The following is a 17,787-nucleotide window of genomic DNA, read 5'->3' as shown; positions in this document are numbered from 1 at the left end:
ACACCGCCCTGCACATGGCCGCCGTGACCCAGCAGAGGCTGGGCTACGAAGGAGCGGACTACGTGGCCAAGCAATTGGCCCGCGGCAAGACCCACACCGAAGCAATGCGACTGCTACGACGGAGGATCTCGGACCGAGTCTTCGCCGCTCTGCGCGCCGATGAGAAGGCCAAGGAGTCACCAATCGACCTCAGGCATCGCCCTGGTCCGGAACCAGTTCTCGAGGTTGCGGCTTGACATAGGAGCATCGGGGAGCTCGACCCCCGCAATCGTTGATCGCCGGGTTCATCGACCAGATGAGGTCCGAAGGCTACGCGGTCGAGTCGATCTGCGCGGTCCTGCGCGAGCAGGGCGTGCCGATCGCCGCGAGAACCTACCGCTCCTGGAAGCAACCCGGTCGGCAGCCTGCCGCGCGCACGGTCAGCGACGCGATCGTCATGGATGCGCTGCTGGCCACCGTGGGCACCCCGGAGGGCCTCTACGGCCGGCGGAAGATGACCGCCTACCTGCGCCGGTGTGGGCTGGCAGTGGCCCACTGCACGGTGGATCGACTGATGCGCTCCCTCGGGCTGGCCGGGGTGGTCCGAGGCCGGCGGGTGCGCACCACGATCCCGGCCAAGGATGGGACGCGGGCGTCGGATCTGCTCAACCGCAACTTCACCGCCGCGGCCCCGAACACCGTGTGGGTCGCCGACTTCACCTACGTGCGCACCTGGGCCGGATTCGTCTACGTCGCCTTCATCGTCGATGTCTTCGCCCAGCGCATCGTGTCCTGGAACGCCGCCACCACCCGCACGACGGATCTGGTGCTCACCTGCCTGCGAATGGGCCGGTGGGACCGCACCCGTCAGGGCCTGGTGCTGCCGGAGGGGCTGATCCATCACCACGACGCCGGGTCCCAGTACACGGCGCTGCGCTTCACCGAGCATCTGGCCCTGGAGGGGATGGCCCCGTCGATCGGTTCGGTCGGGGACGCCTACGACAACTGCCTCATGGAGTCGATCATCGGCCTCTACAAGACCGAGTGCATCCGCCCGGGCCCGTTCGTGAAGGCACCACTGAAAACTGTCAGCGACGTCGAGTACTCCACGCTGGCCTGGGTGGACTGGTACAACACCCGCAGGCTGCACTCCAGCCTCGGCAACGTCCCGCCTGCCGAGTTCGAGGCCGCCCACTACGATCAGATCACTGCGCCCCAGCCGGCGGCGCAGCCCGTATGAAGACGGCAGAGAAGCCGTGACGGTTCATCGTCCCTCACCGGCATCGTGCGTGCTGAGTTCGGGGTGCGATCATCGTCTCAGGGCCGACCAGAGACGGTCGTTGGTTGTGCTGTGCACATCAGAACCCGGAGCGGGCTCCATCGCCGTTGCTCTACAGATGGGCCCCGTTGGAGGCGGGCACGCCACATCAAATACCACCTAGCGGCGCATCAGCGCCGGGTCATTCTCCAATGGTGGCGATGTCACGGTGGGCTAGAAGATGATGGCGGCTACCATCACAGCCAGTCCCACCACGGTCAGCACAAAGGGTCCGGCAACGGGTGGGTCCGTTCGCAGCGGGACGTTGTGCTGGCCGTGTTGCAGGAGCTGGGCTCTGCGCCGGCGGTACCGTGCGGCAGCCGCGATCGGCCACAGGACGGCGATGGCCAACGCCAGGGTGGCGATCACGATGAGCACCGGCTGAGCGGACATGGCTTGAGCTTAGAAGGGTGCGCGACGGCCACGTGAACGCCCCCAAAAGAAGACACCCCCGCCGCCTTCCTCCGCCGGGACGAAGCTACCCGGCACCGTCCCAGCGGCACATCGCCCGTGAGACGACCCCAGAACGGGCTTCCAGGACGAAGGGAAACCCAGGCGGCCTCCCAGGGGTAGGGGACTGCCGCACGAATAGGTGACGTCACCTATTCGTGCGGCAGTCCCGAGAAGGCTGATGCACGATGAGATGACCTCTGATCTGGCTTACCCAAGGGGTGGACCCAGCCCAGGTCCGAGGTGCGGCCAGGCAGCCGCTGGCCGACCCGTGAACAGCGAAGCCAGGAACGGCTCCACACCCTCCGCATTACCTATCGTCCGGTCCGGAGGGTGCCCGCTCAGGCGGTGAGCGGCACCCGCAGCGGGGCCAGGGCGGTGGCCCAGGCGGTGACCTGATCCAGCAGCGTGGCCAGGGACCGCTGGTGGTGCTCGTGGGGGATGAAGGTGGTGTAGTGCTCGAAGTCGGTGCGCAGTGACAGCGCCACCTGGGCGCGCACATCGGCCATCTGCAGTTCCCCGGCAATCTGGCGCAGGTGCTCCACGGCCCGCACACCACCGGCCGCCCCGTAGGAGACGAAACCCACGGCCTTATTGGCCCACTCGGCGTAGAGGTAGTCCAACGCGTTCTTCAGCACCCCGGGCACGCTGTGGTTGTACTCCGGGGTGACGATGACAAACCCGTCGAAACGCTCGATCGTGGCCGCCCACTGGCGGGTGTGCTCGTGCTGGTAGGCCCCGGCTGAGGGCGGAAGGGGCTCGTCCAGGTGTGGCAGCGGATGATCTCGCAGGTCGATGAGCTCGAACGCTGTGTCCTCGCGCTGGGCGGCGTGTTCGAGGACCCAGGCGGCGACCTGCTCACCGTTGCGGTGGGGGCGGGTGCTGCCGAGGATGATGCCGATGCGGGTCATGACCGGGCCTCCAGACTAACCAACTACTTGTCACATCAAACAAATATAGGGTGTGGTACTTCGCGCGACAAGTATTGTGGCGAAGGTGAACACTCAGAACCCGGGCCAGCCTGTTCCGCTGACTCCCCAGGAGGAGGGTTTCCTGCGTGCCCTGACGCAGGCGATGCTCACCGTGCCGCGGGTGCTGGATGCGGATCTGGTGCGGGAGCAGGCGATGTCGATGAATGAGTACACCGTGTTGATGCACCTCTCGGAGGCGCCGGAGCGGCAGCTCAGCATGGGAGAGCTGGCCGGGGCCTGCGCCCTGTCACTGAGCGGCATGACCCGCATCATCCACCGGCTGGAGGACCAGGGCCTGGTGTGCCGGGAACGCTCCGGGATCGACGGGCGGTCCCGGAGCGCGGTGCTCACCGAGTCCGGGCTGAAGCGGTTGTCCCAGGCCTGGCCCACCCACCTGGCCAGTGTGCGACGCCACGTTTTCAACCACCTCCAAGCGGTGGACCTGCCTGCCGCCACCACCGTCTTGAAGGGCTTCGTCGCCGACGCGCCCACCACACCCCAGCAGTAGAAGGCCCAGGACGGTCTTCAACCCCAGGGGCAACAATTTGCGCCACCGGCTAGGGCAGGAACTTCACCCCCAGGCAACCTGTCATGCGCGCAGACTATTCACGCTGAAGGAAGCCCCCCACGGGCGCCTCGCCCGTTGAGGATGAGCGCCCTTAGCCTGGGGCCGACCTAATAATTGCTGGTAGATCCTCGGCAGTGGAGCCAAAAGCGACTCGACTGCATCTGCTTTACATATGGCCGGCTACCGGCCACTTCCCACGGGCATGGGACTGGAGCACAGTTGCCTGCTCGGCTGGGCTCCTGTGTCTATGAGCTGGCCGGCCTGGCTACGGAACCTCGGCCCTTGCCGTTCTCACGGGTGCCGCCAGCGATTTTCTTCACTTCATCCGGGATCGGTTGGTGGCGTTTCGAAGCTACTGCGATGTAAGCCTTGGCTGCAGCCTGTCGATTCGCCACGAACCGACCCGTTTTTGCGGAACGTCTAACGCTCTTCGTCAAGACTGCCCCTCCTCACTGTTGGTCAAGTCTGCGTGGTCGTCCTCTGAAGTGTCCAGACCCAAGGCGGTTCCCAGGACTTCTTGGATGAACGCCGCCGTCGTATCGCTAGGGGCGTTCTCGCCAAGATGCTGGAGGGCCGCAATCGCGGCAAGAGCGTCGCGGTCGCTGAGAATGGCCACCGTTGCGTCCTCAACCTCTAGCTCCTCGTCCTCGGTGGATACGGAGAGCAGGCGGTCCGCCGCCCAACGCGCATTCTCCCACCATTGGGCGGTCTCGGCGGTAGCCCTTTGCACCTCAGCAGTCGCCAGAGCAGTGTTTCGGGCTGTCTGGGCGGAACGGGTGACTCCCCGGTAGGCGATCGAGGCCGCCGCGAGGGCCGCGACCCCGCCCAAGCCCGCACTTGTGGAGAACGAGTACAACCATTCCCGGATGGTTTCTAGCTCAATAGGCCAGTGCGCATGCGCTAAGGCTCCCAGAAGTGCTGAGAATAAGAGAGTAATTAAATACCCGATAATCCACGATAGTCGAAGCCATTTATTAGAATGTCTTTGAGGCACTTCGCCATCTTCCTGTCACGGTTATTCGACATGCCGGAGCACGGGAGATATCGACTTCAGAAGGGGTATTTCCAGCTGGCGAGCTGTGGTTCAACGGTGGGAGCCCCCTTGGCAAGCACTGTGCGCCAGTCGAGGTTTCCCATTTTCTGCAGACGCCCAATTACAACGACGGGGTGGACGTGGTGCTTGTCTGCTTCGGCCTGGATCCAGGCGCTCCGGACACGGCTGGGTGGGTCGCTGAACTCGTGATTGGGGAAGGTCAGCTCTGCGGCGAGTTCGTCGGCTGCTCGTTCCTGGTCGTCGAGCCCTTGGACCCCGGCGGTCTCGTTGATGCCGGTGTCCACCCGGATTTCGCCTTCCTTGAGGTCGCCATTGAGGATATGCGCGACCTCGTGCAGCAAGGTGAAAAGGACCTTGTCGAGTCTCTTGCCCCGCCCGGACAGTGCGATGACGGGATTGCCGTCTTGTAAGAAGGACACCCCGTCGAGCTTCGAACCGGGGAAGCTCTCCTCATAGAGAAGGGCAACTCCGTGCTCGCGGAACTGCTGTGGAAGGGAGGCGAACGCCGCAGGGGTGGCCACGATCTGACTGATCCGGCGGGCGAAAGTGTTGAAGCCGGCCGGGTCGAAGACCGGTAGCTGCTGGCTGCGGGCCTTGTTCTTGATGACGGCCAGCCAGGCTCGCTGAAGCTTGGTGGTCTCTTCGTGCTCGTTGCTGCGACGGGCGACAGCCTTAAATTCGGGCTCGTCGTCGATGGTGCCCAACCCAAAAAGCTGGATGATCTGTGCCTCGGTCTGCGCGAGAGATCCTTCGGCGATGATCCCGCGCTTTCGCAGCAACGACACAGGTGCTAGGTCGTTCAGGCGGGCGCGTCGCTGGACGTCGGTGAGCTGGCTCTGCAGGCCCTTGTCCTGGGACTGCTGCCACAGCAAGTACCGATTCTGTAGGTTCAGCCAGTACTCGGTGCTGGTCCCGAAGGCCGCTGCGATCTGAGCGGCCGACTCGCGGGTGAGTTCCTTCTTCCCGCTGATCACCTCAGACACGAACTGGGTAGGACGCTGGATGATCTCAGCGAACTCAGCCTGCGACCAGCCGTGTGCCTCCAGCTCTTCCTCCAGGTGCTCACCAACCGGGAAGGCCTGGGCAATGCTCATGGTGTCTTCTCCTCTCAACGGACGTCGGTCTCAGTGGTAGTCCACGATTTCGATGACGATCGTCGTCCGCCCGGCCGGCTCTGTCCTGAAGCGGACGATCAGCCGGTATTGCTTGTTCAGGCGCAGTGAGTGCTGGCCTTCTCGGTTGCCCCGAAGCTTCTCCAGGTGCAACGACTTCAACGCCCGCAGATCCCGCTCATCACTGGCTGCGGAAATGGAGTCGATCCTCTTGCGGTACGCCTTGACCAGCTCTCCACTGAGCCGGGGGTGAACGAAGCCCGGATCTTCCGCCAGGCAGCGGAGATCCTCGTCCTCGTACTCGATACGCAAATGCTGGCTCCGTTCTCCAGGGACTGTGCTCCCTAGGGACCGGCCACAGCCTACTTTACCACTACTCGACTTCGGTGCATCACCCTTGCCCAGAAGTATTACATCGACTACAGTTTGGTTTGACGCCGGGTTTCGGCGTCAAACCAAGTGGCCGGCCGTGACCGGCGGGAAGGATGGATGTGATGAGTAAGGGACGTTCGGTAGCGAGGAGCTCGAAGACCGGTCGGTTCGTGACGAAGGGACATGCGAAGCGGTCACCGCGGACGACGACCACGGAGCGTGTGGGGCGTGGGACGTCAAACTCGAAGCCGGTAACGCGCTCTTCCACGACGGGACGCTTCGTCACGACGCGTTGGGGGCGTGAGAACCCTGGGGGGACGATCACCCAGCAGGTGTGACAGCGGAGCCGCGTCGGTGGGTCTCGGCGGCATCCTGATCATGGTGAGTCGTTGCCATGCTGGCTCTCGGCAGTGGCTGGCGATGGGTGAAGAGCAACGGCCACGAGGCTCTCGTGGTGACGAGACGGACAGGCCCCTGGTTCATGTGGCGTGATGCGTGCGACCAGGGGTCTTCGGCTACCTCACAGAAGGCCAGGTTTCTTCTGGCCGGTGCCATGCGCTCAGATGGCCTGGGCGGCTGGGTAGCGTGTGAGGGAGATTCCCGATCGCACTCAGGAGATCCCCCATGGCCCGAGCCCGCAAGAGGAAACAAGTCGAGGGGCAGTTGAGCATTGATGCCTTTCTCTTCCCGGAACCCGAGGAGGTTCGTGATGAACACGTACGGCAAGTTCGCGCAGGAAGCGTGGAGGACGACCGCGCCGGCGGAGTACGCCCTGATCCCGGACCCGGCTCAGTGGTTCGAGCAGCTGGGGGAGGAGGCGGCGCAGCGGGTGGGCGAGCTGATGATGGAGCTGGCCGGCCCGGACAGGAAAGGGGAGACCTATCTGGAGAAGGTGGGGCGGTTGAACGCGTCGAAGATGCAGGCCGAGGAGATCGTGCGCGCGGAGATGCTGACCCCGGACCCGTCGGTACAGGAGGAGCCGGACGAGGACGAGGATCCCGAGTCGGGGATGGCCGAGACTCTCGAGGAGATGAAAGAGCTCAACCGGATCTATCGGGACTTCCTGGACGAGTCGGCGCAGGAAGAGGCCGAGCGGCCATAGGGCTGGGGCCGGACACCGGACCTGCGCCCGCGGAAAGCCCGGGACGCTTCGTCCCCCGCGCCCAGGACGACCTGGCCCCGTCTGGTGCGCAGGCAAGGTTCCGAGCCAACCTCGCAGCGCTTCGGGTGCTGCGCACCCTCCAGGCCGTGGAACGGGCCGCCACCGAGGCTGAGCGGAACACGCTGGCCCGGTGGGGGTCCTGGGGTGCCAGTGGGGTCGCGGAGGTCTTCGACGAGTCCCGGGCCGAGTTCGAGGCGGAGCGGGCCGAGCTGGGCGAGTTGCTGGATGAGGCCGAGTACGCGGCTGCACGGCGCACGGTGATCAACGCCCACTACACCGACCCGGCGATCGCCGCCGAGGTCTGGGGTGCCCTGACCGGGCTGGGCTTCGCGGGTGGGCGGGTGCTGGAGCCCGGCTCCGGTGCCGGCACCTTCATCGGCCTGGCCCCTGAAGGTGCCCAGATGACCGGGGTGGAGCTGGACCCGGTGACCGCGGCGATCTCCCAGGCCATCTACCCGGACGCCACGATCCGCACCGAGTCCTTCGCTGACACCCGGATGCCCGGTGGCGCCTTCGACGCCGCGGTGGGCAACGTCCCCTTCTCCAAGAATTCACTGCACGATCCCCGAAACAACGCGGCCGGGCACTCGATGCACAACCACTTCATCCTCAAGTCCCTGGCCCTGACCCGCCCCGGCGGGGTGGTCGGGGTGATCTCCTCGGCCTTCACCCTGGACGCGCAGAACCCCGCGGCCCGCCGGGAAATGGCCGAGACCGCTGATCTGTTGGGCGCGGTGCGCCTGCCCACCGGCGCCCACCGTCGTGCGGCCGGCACGGACGCGCTGACCGATGTGCTGATCTTCCGCCGCCGTCTGCCCGGGGAGGAGCCGCTAGACCAGTCGTGGGTGGAGACCGCTCCGGTGGAGCTGGATGGCCAGCAGGGGCGGATGAACGCCTACTTCCTCGCCCACCCTGCCCGGGTGCTCGGTGAGCCGGTGATCGGTCACGGCATGTACGGCTCCGCCACGCTGACCGTGCGTTCCGAGGACCTGGCGGCCACGGGGGTGCGGCTGCACGAGCAGCTGGCGGACATCACCGACCACGCCCTGGCGGCCGGGCGGGGAATGGCCGAACGCACTGGTGAGCAGGAGCTGGAGGTCGCGGCCCTGGTCCCGGCTGGGGAGCAGGAGCAGATCGGGCACATCGCCGACCGCGGGGAGACGGGCTTCACGCAGGTCACCGTGGAGGGGGTGCACGGCCCGCTGAAGGTCCCCCGCACCCAGCACGGCGAACTGCGGGCCCTGCTGGGACTGCGCGATCAGGGGCGGGCTGTGCTGACGATGGAGGCGGCCAACGTCGAGGACACCCCGGAGCTCGACGCCATGAGGGCCCAGTTGGCGGGCAGCTACGAGGCGTATGTGGACCGGTACGGGCCGATCAACCGGTTCACCGAACGCCGCACCGGCAAATACGACGAGGCCGGGGCGGACATCCTGGCCCGGGTCACTCCGCCGGCGGTGCGGTTGCTGCGCGGGGATCCGTTCGGGCCGCTGGTGCTGGGTCTGGAGCACTTCGACGAGGGATCGGGCACCGCCGCGGCGGCGGGCCTGCTCTCGGAGCGGCAGGTGCAACCACGCCGTCCCGTGCTCGGGGTCGACACCCCGGATGAGGCCTTGGCCGTCACCCTCGACACGCTGGGGACCGTGGACCTGACCCATATCGCCCGGCTGCTGGGCACCGACGAGGCAGGGGCGCGCGAGGCACTGGGGGAGCTGGTCTACGAGGTGCCCGGCGAGGACGGTATCTATGAGACCCGCGCGGAGTACCTGTCCGGGGACGTGCGCGAGAAACTGGACACCGCCCGGGCCGCGGCAACCACCGGGGCACGGTTCCAGACGAACGTGGCCGCTCTGGAGGCGGTGTTGCCGGCCCCGCTGGGGGCCGATGAGATCGAGGCCCGCATCGGGGCGGTGTGGGTGTCCCCGGAGATCCACGAGCAGTTCCTGCGCCACATCATCAGGGACCCGGCCGCGCGGGTGGACCGGGTCAGCGGGGCGAACTGGGAGGTGCGGGCCTCCCGCCACGTCTTCGCCGCCCGCAACGACTGGGGCACCGAGCGGATGGCCGCCGGGGACATCTTCAAGAACCTGGCTGAGCAGCGCCGTATCCAGGTCACCGACCCCGACCCGTCGGACCCGGAGGGCAACCGCCGGGTGGTCAACGCCACCGAGACCACCGCCGCCCAGGAGAAAGCGCAACTGATGCAGGAGCGCTTCGGAGAGTGGGTGTGGGAGGACCCGGCACGGGCTGCCGGATTGGTGGATGAGTACAACCGGCGGTTCAACTCCATTGTGCTGCGCGACTACACCGTGGAGGGGGAACGCCTGTCCTTCCCCGGGCTGGTGAAGAACTTCACCCCCCGGCCCCACCAGCGCGCGGCGGTGGCCCGGATGCTCTCGGAGCCCTCGGTGGGACTTTTCCACGAGGTGGGGGCCGGCAAGACCGCGGAGATGGTGATCGGCGCGATGGAGCTGCGCCGGCTGGGAATGGCGCGCAAACCGGTAGTGGTGGTGCCCAACCACATGCTCGAGCAGTTCACCCGGGAGTGGCTGCAGCTCTACCCCCAGGCCCAGATCCTCGCCACCTCTTCGGAGGATCTGGCCGGAGACAAGCGGCGGGTGTTCGTCGCCCGAGCCGCGGCCAGCGATTGGGACGGCATCATCATGACCCGCACCGCCTTCGAGCGCATTGAGCTCTCTCCGGGCAGCCGCGATGCGTATTCCGCCCGGGAAGCTGACCGGCAGCGGGCCGAGCTGCAGGCGGCCCGCCAACGGGCGGCGGAGCGCGGGGCGGAGAGCATGTCGGTCAAGCGCATGGAAGCCGCCCTCCAGCGGTTCGAGGAGCGCCTCAAGGCCAAAGCCGACCGGGAGGTCGACCCGGGCATCACCTTCGAGCAGACCGGCATCGACTACCTGGTGGTGGACGAGCTGCACGACTTCAAGAATCTGACCACGCCCTCGAACATCCAGGACGCGGCGATCGATGGGTCCAAGCGCGCCAGCGACCTGCACGCCAAGGTGGAGTACCTCCGGTCCCAGCACGGGGATCGGGTGATGACCGGGGCGACGGCGACACCGATCGCGAACTCGGTTACGGAGATGTACGTGATGCAGCGATACCTGGGCCCGGAGTTGTTGGAGCGGGCCGGGATCCACGACTTCGACTCGTGGGCGGCGACCTTCGGTCAGGTGGTGTCCGAGATGGAGCTCTCGGTGGCCGGCGGGGACCACTTCAAGATGAAGGAGCGCTTCGCGAAGTTCCAGAACGTGCCCGAGCTGTTGAAGATGTTCCACACCTTCGCCGACGTGAAGACCGCCGAGGACCTGCAGCTGCCCACCCCGGATTTGGTGGAGCGCGAGGACGGGAAGCGGCTGCCGCGCATGGTCCCGGTGGAGGCCTCAGCGGAGCTCGAGGCGTACATCGAGGAGATCGGCCGGCGGGCCGAGGCGATCCAGGCCCGGCTGGTGGACCGGACCGAGGACAACATGCTCAAGGTCAGCTCCGACGGCCGCAAGGCCGCCCTAGACATGCGCCTCGTCGATCCAGAACTGGGGTCGATCGTCTCGGAGAACAAGGTCAGTGTGACCGCGGACCTGATCGCCCGAGTGCACGAGGAGCACCAGGACGACGTGTTCCTCGACACCGCCAGCGGCGAGGAGCACCCCACGAAGGGGGCGTTGCAGATCGTGTTCTGCGACCAGAGCACCCCATCGACGGAGAAGTGGAACGTCTACGACGAGCTCAAAGACCAGCTGGTCCAGCGGGGCATCCCGGCGGAGAAGATCCGGTTCATGCACGAGGCCAAGAACGATGCCGAGAAGGGCCGGCTGTTCTCCGCCGCCCGCGCCGGGGACATCGCCGTGCTGATGGGCTCCACCCAGAAAATGGGGGTGGGGACCAACATCCAGGCCAGGGCGGTGCACTTGGTGGACCTGGATGCCCCGTGGCGCCCGGCCGACATCGCTCAGCGGCACGGGCGCATCGTGCGGCAGGGCAACCAGAACCCGGAAGTCGCCATCTCCCAGGTGGTGACCAAGGGGTCCTTCGACACCTTCATGTGGCAGACCCTGGAGCGGAAGTCGAAGTTCATCGACCAGATCATGCGCGGGCGCCTGGACGTGCGAGAGATCGAAGACGTCGGGGACAACACGCTGTCCTTCGCCGAGGTGAAGGCCATCTCCAGCGGCAACCCGCTGATCCTGGAGAAGTCGAAAGCCGACCAGGAGCTCGCCCGGTTGGAGCGGTTGAACCGGGCCTGGCACCGCAACCAATCCTCGCTGGCGTTCCGCAAAGACGCCGCCCAGTCGCGCGCGGATGCGCTGGAACGGGAGATCCCTGTGCTCCGCGCAGCGGCGGAGCGGACCACCGATGAGCTCGGTGGTGAGAAGTTCCGGATGACCATCGACGGGTCCACCTACGACAAGCGCGCCGACGCGGCGGAAGCCTGGCAGCGGTGGGCCGGTGTCCACGCCACCTCGCGCCCGCCCCGGGGTGGGGAGACTGACCTCGGGGTCGCCGGGCGCATCGGTGGCCACGACATCCGGGTGGTGCAGAGTCCGGGGAACCTTGCCGATCTGGGCGCGTCCCCGGTGGAGCTGCGCATCGACGACGCCCCCGGTGTGGCCGTGGAGGTCCCCCGTGCGACGTCGTTGAATCCGAGTGTGGGCATGATCCAGCGTCTGGAGAACCAGGTGCGGGCACTGCCTGAGGAAGTCATCAAGCGCGAGGCGCGACTGGCTTCCGCCCGGCAGGAAGTCGTCGACGCCCGGGAGGCGCTGGGTGTGCCGTTCAAGCACCAGGACGCCCTGGAAGTCGCCCGGTGGGAGGTCGAGCGGATCGGGCGCGCGATGCGCGGAGAGGAGACGCCGCAACCGACTTTGGATCCGGAGCTGGAGGCGTTGAAGAAGAGGATGCGCATCAACTTCCCCGATGCTCCCACCGCGGGTCGCAGCAGTGCCGGGCGTGGTGGAAACGGCTCCGGGCGTCCGCTCGAGGTGGCGCGGCGGCACGACGAGCAGCGTCCCCAACAGGGCGGCTTGGAGCTGTAAATACTCCCTTTGCTTGGTCTGTTCAGACGGACGGTGCCCGCTCCCCATTCGGGGAGCGGGCACCATTGCTTGTGTGGTGACCACCCATTCGGGAAGCCGTCCACAGTCGGCGGGAACGGAAGTGCCACGTGCGCGCGTGAGGTGACCTGCCGGCTGTGGTCGGGTGGTCGGTGGGGTCCCCGCTGTCCATCATGGGTGCGGGAAAAGCCGCGAAGCGATGGGAGCTTTTGCCGTGCCCATGTGGGCACGGGGCCAGGAACTCAGCCGCGGTTGCCCACCTTCCGGTCCGCTCGAATTTGGCGTGCTTCGCGCCAGATGACGAGCAGCGAGGCCACCAGGAGTAAGCCAGTCAGCAACCCGATTTTTGAGCCTCGGGCCACCAGGACAATAGAAATGATCAGGAGCACGCCGTAGCTGACTAGGAGAACCCAGCGACTGATCGTCACTGCTCCGGCTCGGTGTCGCCACCGTTCTGCGCGGACGAAGCGTGCGTGTCCGAGGTGGTCTGGGTGGTCTTCCGCCGGCGCTGAACCCGCTGCACCTTATCGGGTGCCGCCAGCCCGATCTTTTTCAGTTCGTCGGCGGTCCAGCCGCCGTTGTTCACGGCGGCCTGGAATGCCTGGGCGTCGTTCTTCTCCGCTTCCTTGAGGGCTTCGCGGGCCTCATCGAGGGCGCCGCGGGCGGTGATCGCCCGGCGGACGTAGTCCATCCGGTCGTTGAGCAGCCGCTGCGCGGCTTCTTCTGCTTGCTGGGGGTCGGTGAGCTTAGCCATGCCCCCAGGTTAACGGACGCACATCGTGCGTTCCAGAGACCACGCCTGCTCAGCTGCCGCTTCGCACCCGTGGTGCCCCAGCGGAGCAAAGCTATCGTTTATGTGCCATAAAAGGGCACCGCTGCTGGCCTCGCGGCCTTTGCGGTGGCACACTGGTCGTGTGGGGCCCACAAAGTGGGGGCGCTGCGCTGGGCCGGCAAGGAGAGGAGGTGCTGTGGTGGAGCAGGAGAATCCGCGCCACGTGTGGAAGTCGAGGCGCAAGCGGATCGAGGGCAAGACCCAGTACGTCCGGGTGTCCATGTCAGAGGCGGAGCGTGCTGCGTTGATGGTGCTGGAGCAGCAGACCGGGCTGTCGCCCTCGGCGCTGATGGTCGAGGCGGTGTTCGGGTCGGCGGATCCGGTAGCGGTGCAGTTGCGGCGGAATCAGCTGGCCGAGCTGATCCAGATGCGGCATCTAATGGCCACGATCGCCAACAATGTGAACCAGATTGCTCGGCACGCCAACAGCACCGGAGAGGTGCTCCCTGAAACGGTCGAGACCTTGCAGGAAGCTCGCCGCTTTGGAGCGGACGTGCTGGCCAAGATCGAAGAGTTGATCCCGTGATCCCGAACATCACCAAGGGTGACAAGCCGGTCGGTCTGATGAAGTATCTGGTGGGTCCGGGCCGTTCCAACGAGCACACCGACCCGCACCTGATCAACGGCTCCCCGCTCATCATGGCCTGGCACGACGACGTGCAGCTCAACGAGGAAGCCGCGGTGTCCATTGCCCGTGAGATCGACCTGAACCGGCGGTCCTTCGGGGTGGACGCTGACGCCAAGCACATCTGGCACTGCTCGTTGTCGATTCCGTACCAGGACCGGGAGGTCACCGATCAGGAATGGTCGGACATCGCTCAGCGGTTCATGGACGAGATGGACTTCACCGACGCTGGGGCCAAGGCTCCGTGCCAGTGGGTTGCGGTGCACCACGGGCGCTCCACCAAGGGCAACGACCACATCCACATCGTGGCCTCCACCATCCGCGGGGACGGCACCAAGTGGAACTGGGGCAACGACTTCTCCCGCGCGCAGAAGGCTGCGCGTGGGATCGAAAAGGACTTCAACCTCATCCAGCTCGGCAACCACTCCGAACGGTGGTTGCAGCAGGGCGAGGTGCGGCGGGACAGCACCCGGGAGCCGGCCCGATTCGCGCTGGAGCGCACCGTGCGGGCGTGCGCGGTGGCCGCCGAAACCGAGGCCCAGTTCGTGCGGCAGATGCGCCGGGCGAACATGCTCGTGCACCCCCGCTTCGCCGCTGGCACTGATTCGGTGGTGACCGGGTACTCCGTGGCGGAGCGTCCGCCGAAGGGGATGCGGCCGCTGTGGTTCGGTGGTGGCAAGCTCGCCCAGGACCTCACGCTCCCGTCCCTGCGGACCCGTTGGCCGGACACCCCGGTCTCGGCGCAGGAGGCGTCGGAGGAGTGGATGGCTGCCAAGCGGCACCGCTGCATCGTCCACCCCGACGCCCCCGGTGCGGCCCTGGACGAGGTGACCGCCCGGCGGTTGGCGGATGAACTGAAAGAGGTTCGCCGGCGCCTGGTGAAGCTCGCACCGGACGACCATCAGGCGTGGGCTCACGCGGCTCGTGAAGCCTCCGGGGTGTTCGCGGCGTGGTCGCATGCGACTGAGGACGGGCAAGGACCCTTGGGGCGCACCGCGAGGACGCTGGCACGCTCGGCGCACCGGTCGGGGCTGAAGATCACCACCCCGTTGGAAGCTCCACTGCGTACCAGTGGCACCACGGCGTTCCTGCTGGCGGTCACGAAAGCGCCCTCCCCGATGGCCCAGGCATTGATCATGAACCAGATGCTGCGGATGACTCGGGCGTTCCAGGACATGCATCAGGCCAACAAAGAACTGCGCGAGACCCAGTTGATCGTGGACACCTTCCGGCAGCACCTCTCGGTGGTGGCGGAGCCGCTACCGGAGGTCGAGCCTTCTTCTCCCAAGCGCAGTGCCTCCCACGCCGGACCCGCCCGTGCCCGTGGTGCGCTGCGCGAGACCCAGGGGCCCACGGTTGAGCACCCTTACGTAGATCACACCCCCCGCACGGACTACGGAATGGAGCTGTAGAGATGAGCACACAACCCGATGGCGTGAACGATCTGATCGGCCGTGACCTCCAGGCAGCGATGGCCGTCGCCGGGCGCTGGGGCGAGATGATGGCCCGTCAGCGCGCCGAGCAAGTGCGTCAACGCCTGATGGAGCAGCAGCAGCGGCGACGGGAGCTGGAAGACCGGTTCGAAGCCGAACGAGCAGTGATGTGCACCGAGCTCGCCCCGGTGGATCAGGACCGTTTCTGGGAGTCCGCCAAGCCGGAAGACATCGCTGCCCACTACGGGCTGGCCCGGCAGTGGGAGCAGCACGACGAGGTCGCCCGCACCGCGCGAGGACGGATCGAGTCGGAGGTAAAGGACCGCTACGGGCTGGCCGTGGAGGACTACCTGGAAGATCGCATCCCGCAGCAACAGCGCACTGAGACCGTCGAGCAGGGGACCGCGGCCCGTGAAGCCGTGGACGCCCAACGTGACCACGCTGAGGCCGCCCTCAACGCCGCAGAGGCCAGCCGGGGGGATCTGCAGAACGACGCCGACACCCGCCACTCGGCTGCCGAAGCCGAGGAACTTTGGGACTCCGGAGACCGGCGGGCGAACCTGGCCAAGAAGCTCATGGCGGCCTTTGGTGGCACCGAGGAGGGCCGCGATGGGGTACGGGCACGTCTGGCCGCCGACCGGGACCAGGGCACGCCTCCCATCGAGGCTGTGCGCTCCACCAAGCGTGGCCCCAAGGCCCGCAAAAACACCGGGCGCCCAGCAGGACGAGAAAGAGGCTTGGAACTCGGCTGATGCCATGAGGGCAACAGCGAGAGGGGCGCAACCCGTGACGGGTTGCGCCCCTCTCGCTGTGAGGCTCAGTCGAACAGGCCCTCTGGAGGTGGCTCCAAAGTCAGTGGAACTCCCTTGGGGCGGTGCTCCCTGGGAGTGCAGCCGTGGAAAGGACCCTTCTCCTCAAAGAGGACCCGCATGGTCGGGTCGGCGTAGTTCTGCCACCACACCGCCAGCCCGGTAGTGGGATCTAGGCGCAGGTTTTCCCACGCCCTCCACAGCCCCGTCAGACGGCTCACCGCTTCATCATGCCGCCACCACTGGGCGCACCAGGTGAACGTGTTCGAGCGACCAGCTGGGTCCAGCTGACGCCGGTACATCGGCGCCAACATCTCGGTAACGAACTCCACCACGTTCGCGTAGACCAGCTGTGCAGGAGGCTGCTCTTCCACGTCCTCGTTACCCTCACTGGACGATTTTTCTTCCCAGTCCATGGCCTACTCCTTCACCAGCGCCGCCCACCGGTTCCCGGCAGGCTCAGGCGCCCCTGGCTCGGCGGCCGGCGCTGAGGGCTCGTGATCGACGGTGTCCACTGCGGGGCGGTTGTGGGCCTCTTCGGAGGCCCTAGATGCTTCCGCGTAGGGGCGGTGGTCAATCGGAATGGTGCGCAGCAGCACGGCCCTCGCCCCGGAGCTGAACATCACGGCCCGGCCCTTGGGCAGGGCGGACAGGTCAGCCACCGACATGATGTCGTCGGTGGCGTCCTGCCGGGAGGTGGACCCGCTGTCCATCTGCCTCGAGGAGGAGACCGAGGTGTAGGTGTACTTGCCGATCAAATCGACAAGCATCTTCAAGTAGCCCTCCTCCTTGACGTTGCCGCCGTAGGTGACGACGTTGGCGGTGGAGAACAGCTTGCGCATCCCGGACTCCCCCCACACGTCCACGCCCTGGGACCAGGACTGCAAGAACGTGGAGACCACGATCCCGCGAGACCCGTAGTGGCTGTAGAGGTCGGGCAGACTCGCCCACCGGCACAAGGACGTCAGGGCAGAGGCGCGGGGCCTCACTCGGGACTGTCCATGGTTACCGGATTATCGCCGTCAGCATCAGTGGCCTGCTCCTCGGCGCCGGCTTCCGCAAGGGGCGGCTCGCTCAGACGCTGCTCAACGGCTTGCTGGAACTTCTCAGCTGTTTGCGCATCGACTAACCCGTCCGAGATGTCTGCGGCCGGGTTGGATAGGTCCTGGGCGTTCTCTTCCTCTGGCGCGGAGGTGCGGGGGTTACGGGCATTGGGGTTCATCGATTGCCTTTCGTCTCGGCGGGGCAGATCCACGCCGGCTCACCGCCGGAGAGCGCGGGTCGTGGGGCGGGATCATCTCTCGGTGCTAGAACACCGCGGTGGGGGGGAGTCATCGTGATCGACCCGAATCGCCAGTCGGGGGCGGAAGGATCGTGGTCTCTTCTTTCCGGAAGCTCCTCGAGGAGCTTCCCTGCTGTCGTTCCTATCGTGGCCTGACCCGTGGTGACAAGAGCCGCGGCCGCACCGTCTCGAGTGCTTCTCGTCCAAGGTGAAGGACCCAACGGCGCAACTTCGCCGGCCCCCACTCGGCCGCGACGGTCGCGGGAAGTGGGACAACGGGTGTTGCCAGAGGTGACATTCGATATGTGATTGTGCTGGGGATTTGGTGGGGGAGCGGGCATGATGGGGGTATGTCCACCGCTCCCATGGCACCGCGCACCGGTCTTCAAGCCCACCGTGATTCCCAGCGGTGGTCGATCCCGCAGGTCGTCGAGGCGCTGCGGGAGATCCTCGGTGCGCGTCTGGTGGCTTATCTCGGGGGCGTGAAAGAGACCCGTGCGGTCCGGGAATGGGTCGAGGGCACGCGCGAGCCCGGCTCCGAGGCCGTCAAGCAGCGGTTGCGCGATGCCTACTACATCGCCGCCCTGCTGGCCGAGCGCGAAGCCCCCGGGGTGGTTCAGGCCTGGTTCACGGGGATGAATCCGCAGCTGGGGGACCGCGCCCCGGCGCGACTGCTGCGTGAAGGCGACCCGGAGCGCACGGTCGCCGAGGTCACCGCCGCTGCTCGCGCCTTCGTCGCCTCGGCGAGATAGCG

16 protein-coding genes and 2 pseudogenes are annotated in these 17,787 nt (G+C 66.5%); 9 read left to right on the top strand and 9 right to left on the bottom strand.

Annotation, left to right across the window (positions count from 1 at the left end; all coding sequences use genetic code 11):
* Both CK505_RS18710 and CK505_RS16010 read left to right on the top strand, forming a co-directional pair.
* Window positions 1–236: pseudogene (locus CK505_RS18710) on the top strand (hypothetical protein); the annotation flags it as partial.
* Window positions 237–250: 14 nt separating this feature from the next.
* Window positions 251–1,219 (top strand): annotated as a pseudogene (locus tag CK505_RS16010) (IS3 family transposase); the annotation flags it as partial.
* Window positions 1,220–1,471: 252 nt separating this feature from the next.
* Here the strand turns inward: CK505_RS16010 and CK505_RS16005 are convergent.
* Both CK505_RS16005 and CK505_RS16000 read right to left on the bottom strand, forming a co-directional pair.
* On the bottom strand, window positions 1,472–1,690 hold the full coding sequence (locus CK505_RS16005) for a hypothetical protein (protein WP_095651704.1): 219 nt from the start codon (window positions 1,688–1,690) through the stop codon (window positions 1,472–1,474).
* Window positions 1,691–2,088: 398 nt separating this feature from the next.
* Window positions 2,089–2,658 carry an NADPH-dependent FMN reductase gene (locus tag CK505_RS16000; RefSeq protein WP_095651703.1) on the bottom strand — a complete coding sequence of 190 codons (570 nt, stop codon included), beginning with the start codon at window positions 2,656–2,658 and terminating at the stop codon, window positions 2,089–2,091.
* Window positions 2,659–2,743: 85 nt separating this feature from the next.
* Here CK505_RS16000 and CK505_RS15995 point away from each other — a divergent pair, with 85 nt between their 5' ends.
* Window positions 2,744–3,226 carry a MarR family winged helix-turn-helix transcriptional regulator gene (locus CK505_RS15995; RefSeq protein ID WP_217987561.1) on the top strand — a complete coding sequence of 161 codons (483 nt, stop codon included), beginning with the start codon at window positions 2,744–2,746 and terminating at the stop codon, window positions 3,224–3,226.
* A 493-nt stretch (window positions 3,227–3,719) separates the two neighbouring features.
* Here the strand turns inward: CK505_RS15995 and CK505_RS15990 are convergent, their stop codons facing one another.
* From CK505_RS15990 to CK505_RS15980, 3 genes are all read right to left on the bottom strand, one after another.
* Window positions 3,720–4,142 carry a hypothetical protein gene (locus CK505_RS15990; RefSeq protein ID WP_095651701.1) on the bottom strand — a complete coding sequence of 141 codons (423 nt, stop codon included), beginning with the start codon at window positions 4,140–4,142 and terminating at the stop codon, window positions 3,720–3,722.
* Between the two features lie 194 nt (window positions 4,143–4,336).
* On the bottom strand, window positions 4,337–5,434 hold the full coding sequence (locus tag CK505_RS15985; protein WP_095651700.1) for a HigA family addiction module antitoxin: 1,098 nt from the start codon (window positions 5,432–5,434) through the stop codon (window positions 4,337–4,339).
* 30 nt (window positions 5,435–5,464) lie between these two features.
* Complete coding sequence (locus tag CK505_RS15980) at window positions 5,465–5,764, bottom strand: type II toxin-antitoxin system RelE/ParE family toxin (RefSeq protein WP_095651699.1); 300 nt, start codon at window positions 5,762–5,764, stop codon at window positions 5,465–5,467.
* A 769-nt stretch (window positions 5,765–6,533) separates the two neighbouring features.
* Between CK505_RS15980 and CK505_RS18965 the strand changes: the two genes are divergently transcribed.
* Together CK505_RS18965 and CK505_RS15975 are read left to right on the top strand one after the other, a co-directional pair.
* Window positions 6,534–6,926, top strand: coding sequence for a TnpV protein (locus tag CK505_RS18965; protein WP_255219706.1), 393 nt, complete (start codon window positions 6,534–6,536; stop codon window positions 6,924–6,926).
* A gap of 125 nt (window positions 6,927–7,051) precedes the next feature.
* Entirely contained in the window at window positions 7,052–12,034 is a 4,983-nt protein-coding gene (locus CK505_RS15975) for a helicase-related protein (RefSeq protein WP_255250983.1), read from the top strand.
* A 442-nt stretch (window positions 12,035–12,476) separates the two neighbouring features.
* Here the strand turns inward: CK505_RS15975 and CK505_RS15965 are convergent, their stop codons facing one another.
* The gene (locus tag CK505_RS15965) at window positions 12,477–12,806 is read right to left on the bottom strand and encodes a hypothetical protein (RefSeq protein ID WP_095651696.1); all 330 of its coding nucleotides are present in this window, start codon (window positions 12,804–12,806) and stop codon (window positions 12,477–12,479) included.
* A 214-nt stretch (window positions 12,807–13,020) separates the two neighbouring features.
* On the opposite strand from CK505_RS15965, the gene mobC reads away from it, so the two are divergent.
* Genes mobC through CK505_RS15950 form a run of 3 tightly spaced genes read left to right on the top strand, consistent with a single transcriptional unit; the run spans window position 13,021 to window position 15,694 of the window.
* The gene (gene mobC, locus CK505_RS15960) at window positions 13,021–13,410 is read left to right on the top strand and encodes a plasmid mobilization relaxosome protein MobC (protein WP_095651695.1); all 390 of its coding nucleotides are present in this window, start codon (window positions 13,021–13,023) and stop codon (window positions 13,408–13,410) included.
* Window positions 13,407–14,921: a relaxase/mobilization nuclease domain-containing protein gene (locus tag CK505_RS15955; protein ID WP_095651694.1), complete on the top strand. Its 1,515-nt coding sequence runs from the start codon at window positions 13,407–13,409 to the stop codon at window positions 14,919–14,921. Before mobC ends, CK505_RS15955 begins: the two co-directional genes overlap by 4 nt.
* Window positions 14,922–14,923: 2 nt before the next feature.
* Window positions 14,924–15,694: a hypothetical protein gene (locus CK505_RS15950; protein WP_095651693.1), complete on the top strand. Its 771-nt coding sequence runs from the start codon at window positions 14,924–14,926 to the stop codon at window positions 15,692–15,694.
* Between the two features lie 65 nt (window positions 15,695–15,759).
* On the opposite strand, the gene CK505_RS15945 is transcribed toward CK505_RS15950, so the two are convergent.
* The 3 genes from CK505_RS15945 to CK505_RS18270 are packed head-to-tail and all read right to left on the bottom strand — an operon-like array spanning window position 15,760 to window position 16,973.
* Window positions 15,760–16,167 carry a DUF4913 domain-containing protein gene (locus CK505_RS15945; RefSeq protein ID WP_095651692.1) on the bottom strand — a complete coding sequence of 136 codons (408 nt, stop codon included), beginning with the start codon at window positions 16,165–16,167 and terminating at the stop codon, window positions 15,760–15,762.
* Window positions 16,168–16,170: 3 nt separating this feature from the next.
* Window positions 16,171–16,740, bottom strand: coding sequence for a TraG/TraD/VirD4 family protein (locus CK505_RS15940; RefSeq protein ID WP_255250982.1), 570 nt, complete (start codon window positions 16,738–16,740; stop codon window positions 16,171–16,173).
* A complete protein-coding gene (locus CK505_RS18270) occupies window positions 16,737–16,973 on the bottom strand; it encodes a hypothetical protein (protein ID WP_062737338.1) in 237 nt (78 codons plus the stop codon). The genes CK505_RS15940 and CK505_RS18270 overlap by 4 nt, the downstream gene beginning before the upstream one ends.
* A 410-nt stretch (window positions 16,974–17,383) precedes the next feature.
* On the opposite strand from CK505_RS18270, the gene CK505_RS15935 reads away from it, so the two are divergent.
* Window positions 17,384–17,785, top strand: coding sequence for a hypothetical protein (locus tag CK505_RS15935; protein WP_062737339.1), 402 nt, complete (start codon window positions 17,384–17,386; stop codon window positions 17,783–17,785).
* Window positions 17,786–17,787: the final 2 nt, after the last annotated feature.

The sequence above is a fragment of the Kocuria sp. WN036 genome (assembly GCF_002287015.1).
Classification (GTDB): domain Bacteria; phylum Actinomycetota; class Actinomycetes; order Actinomycetales; family Micrococcaceae; genus Kocuria; species Kocuria rosea.
The sequence above is the reverse complement of the archived record's forward strand: the minus strand, read 5'-3'. Positions and strand labels throughout refer to the sequence as shown.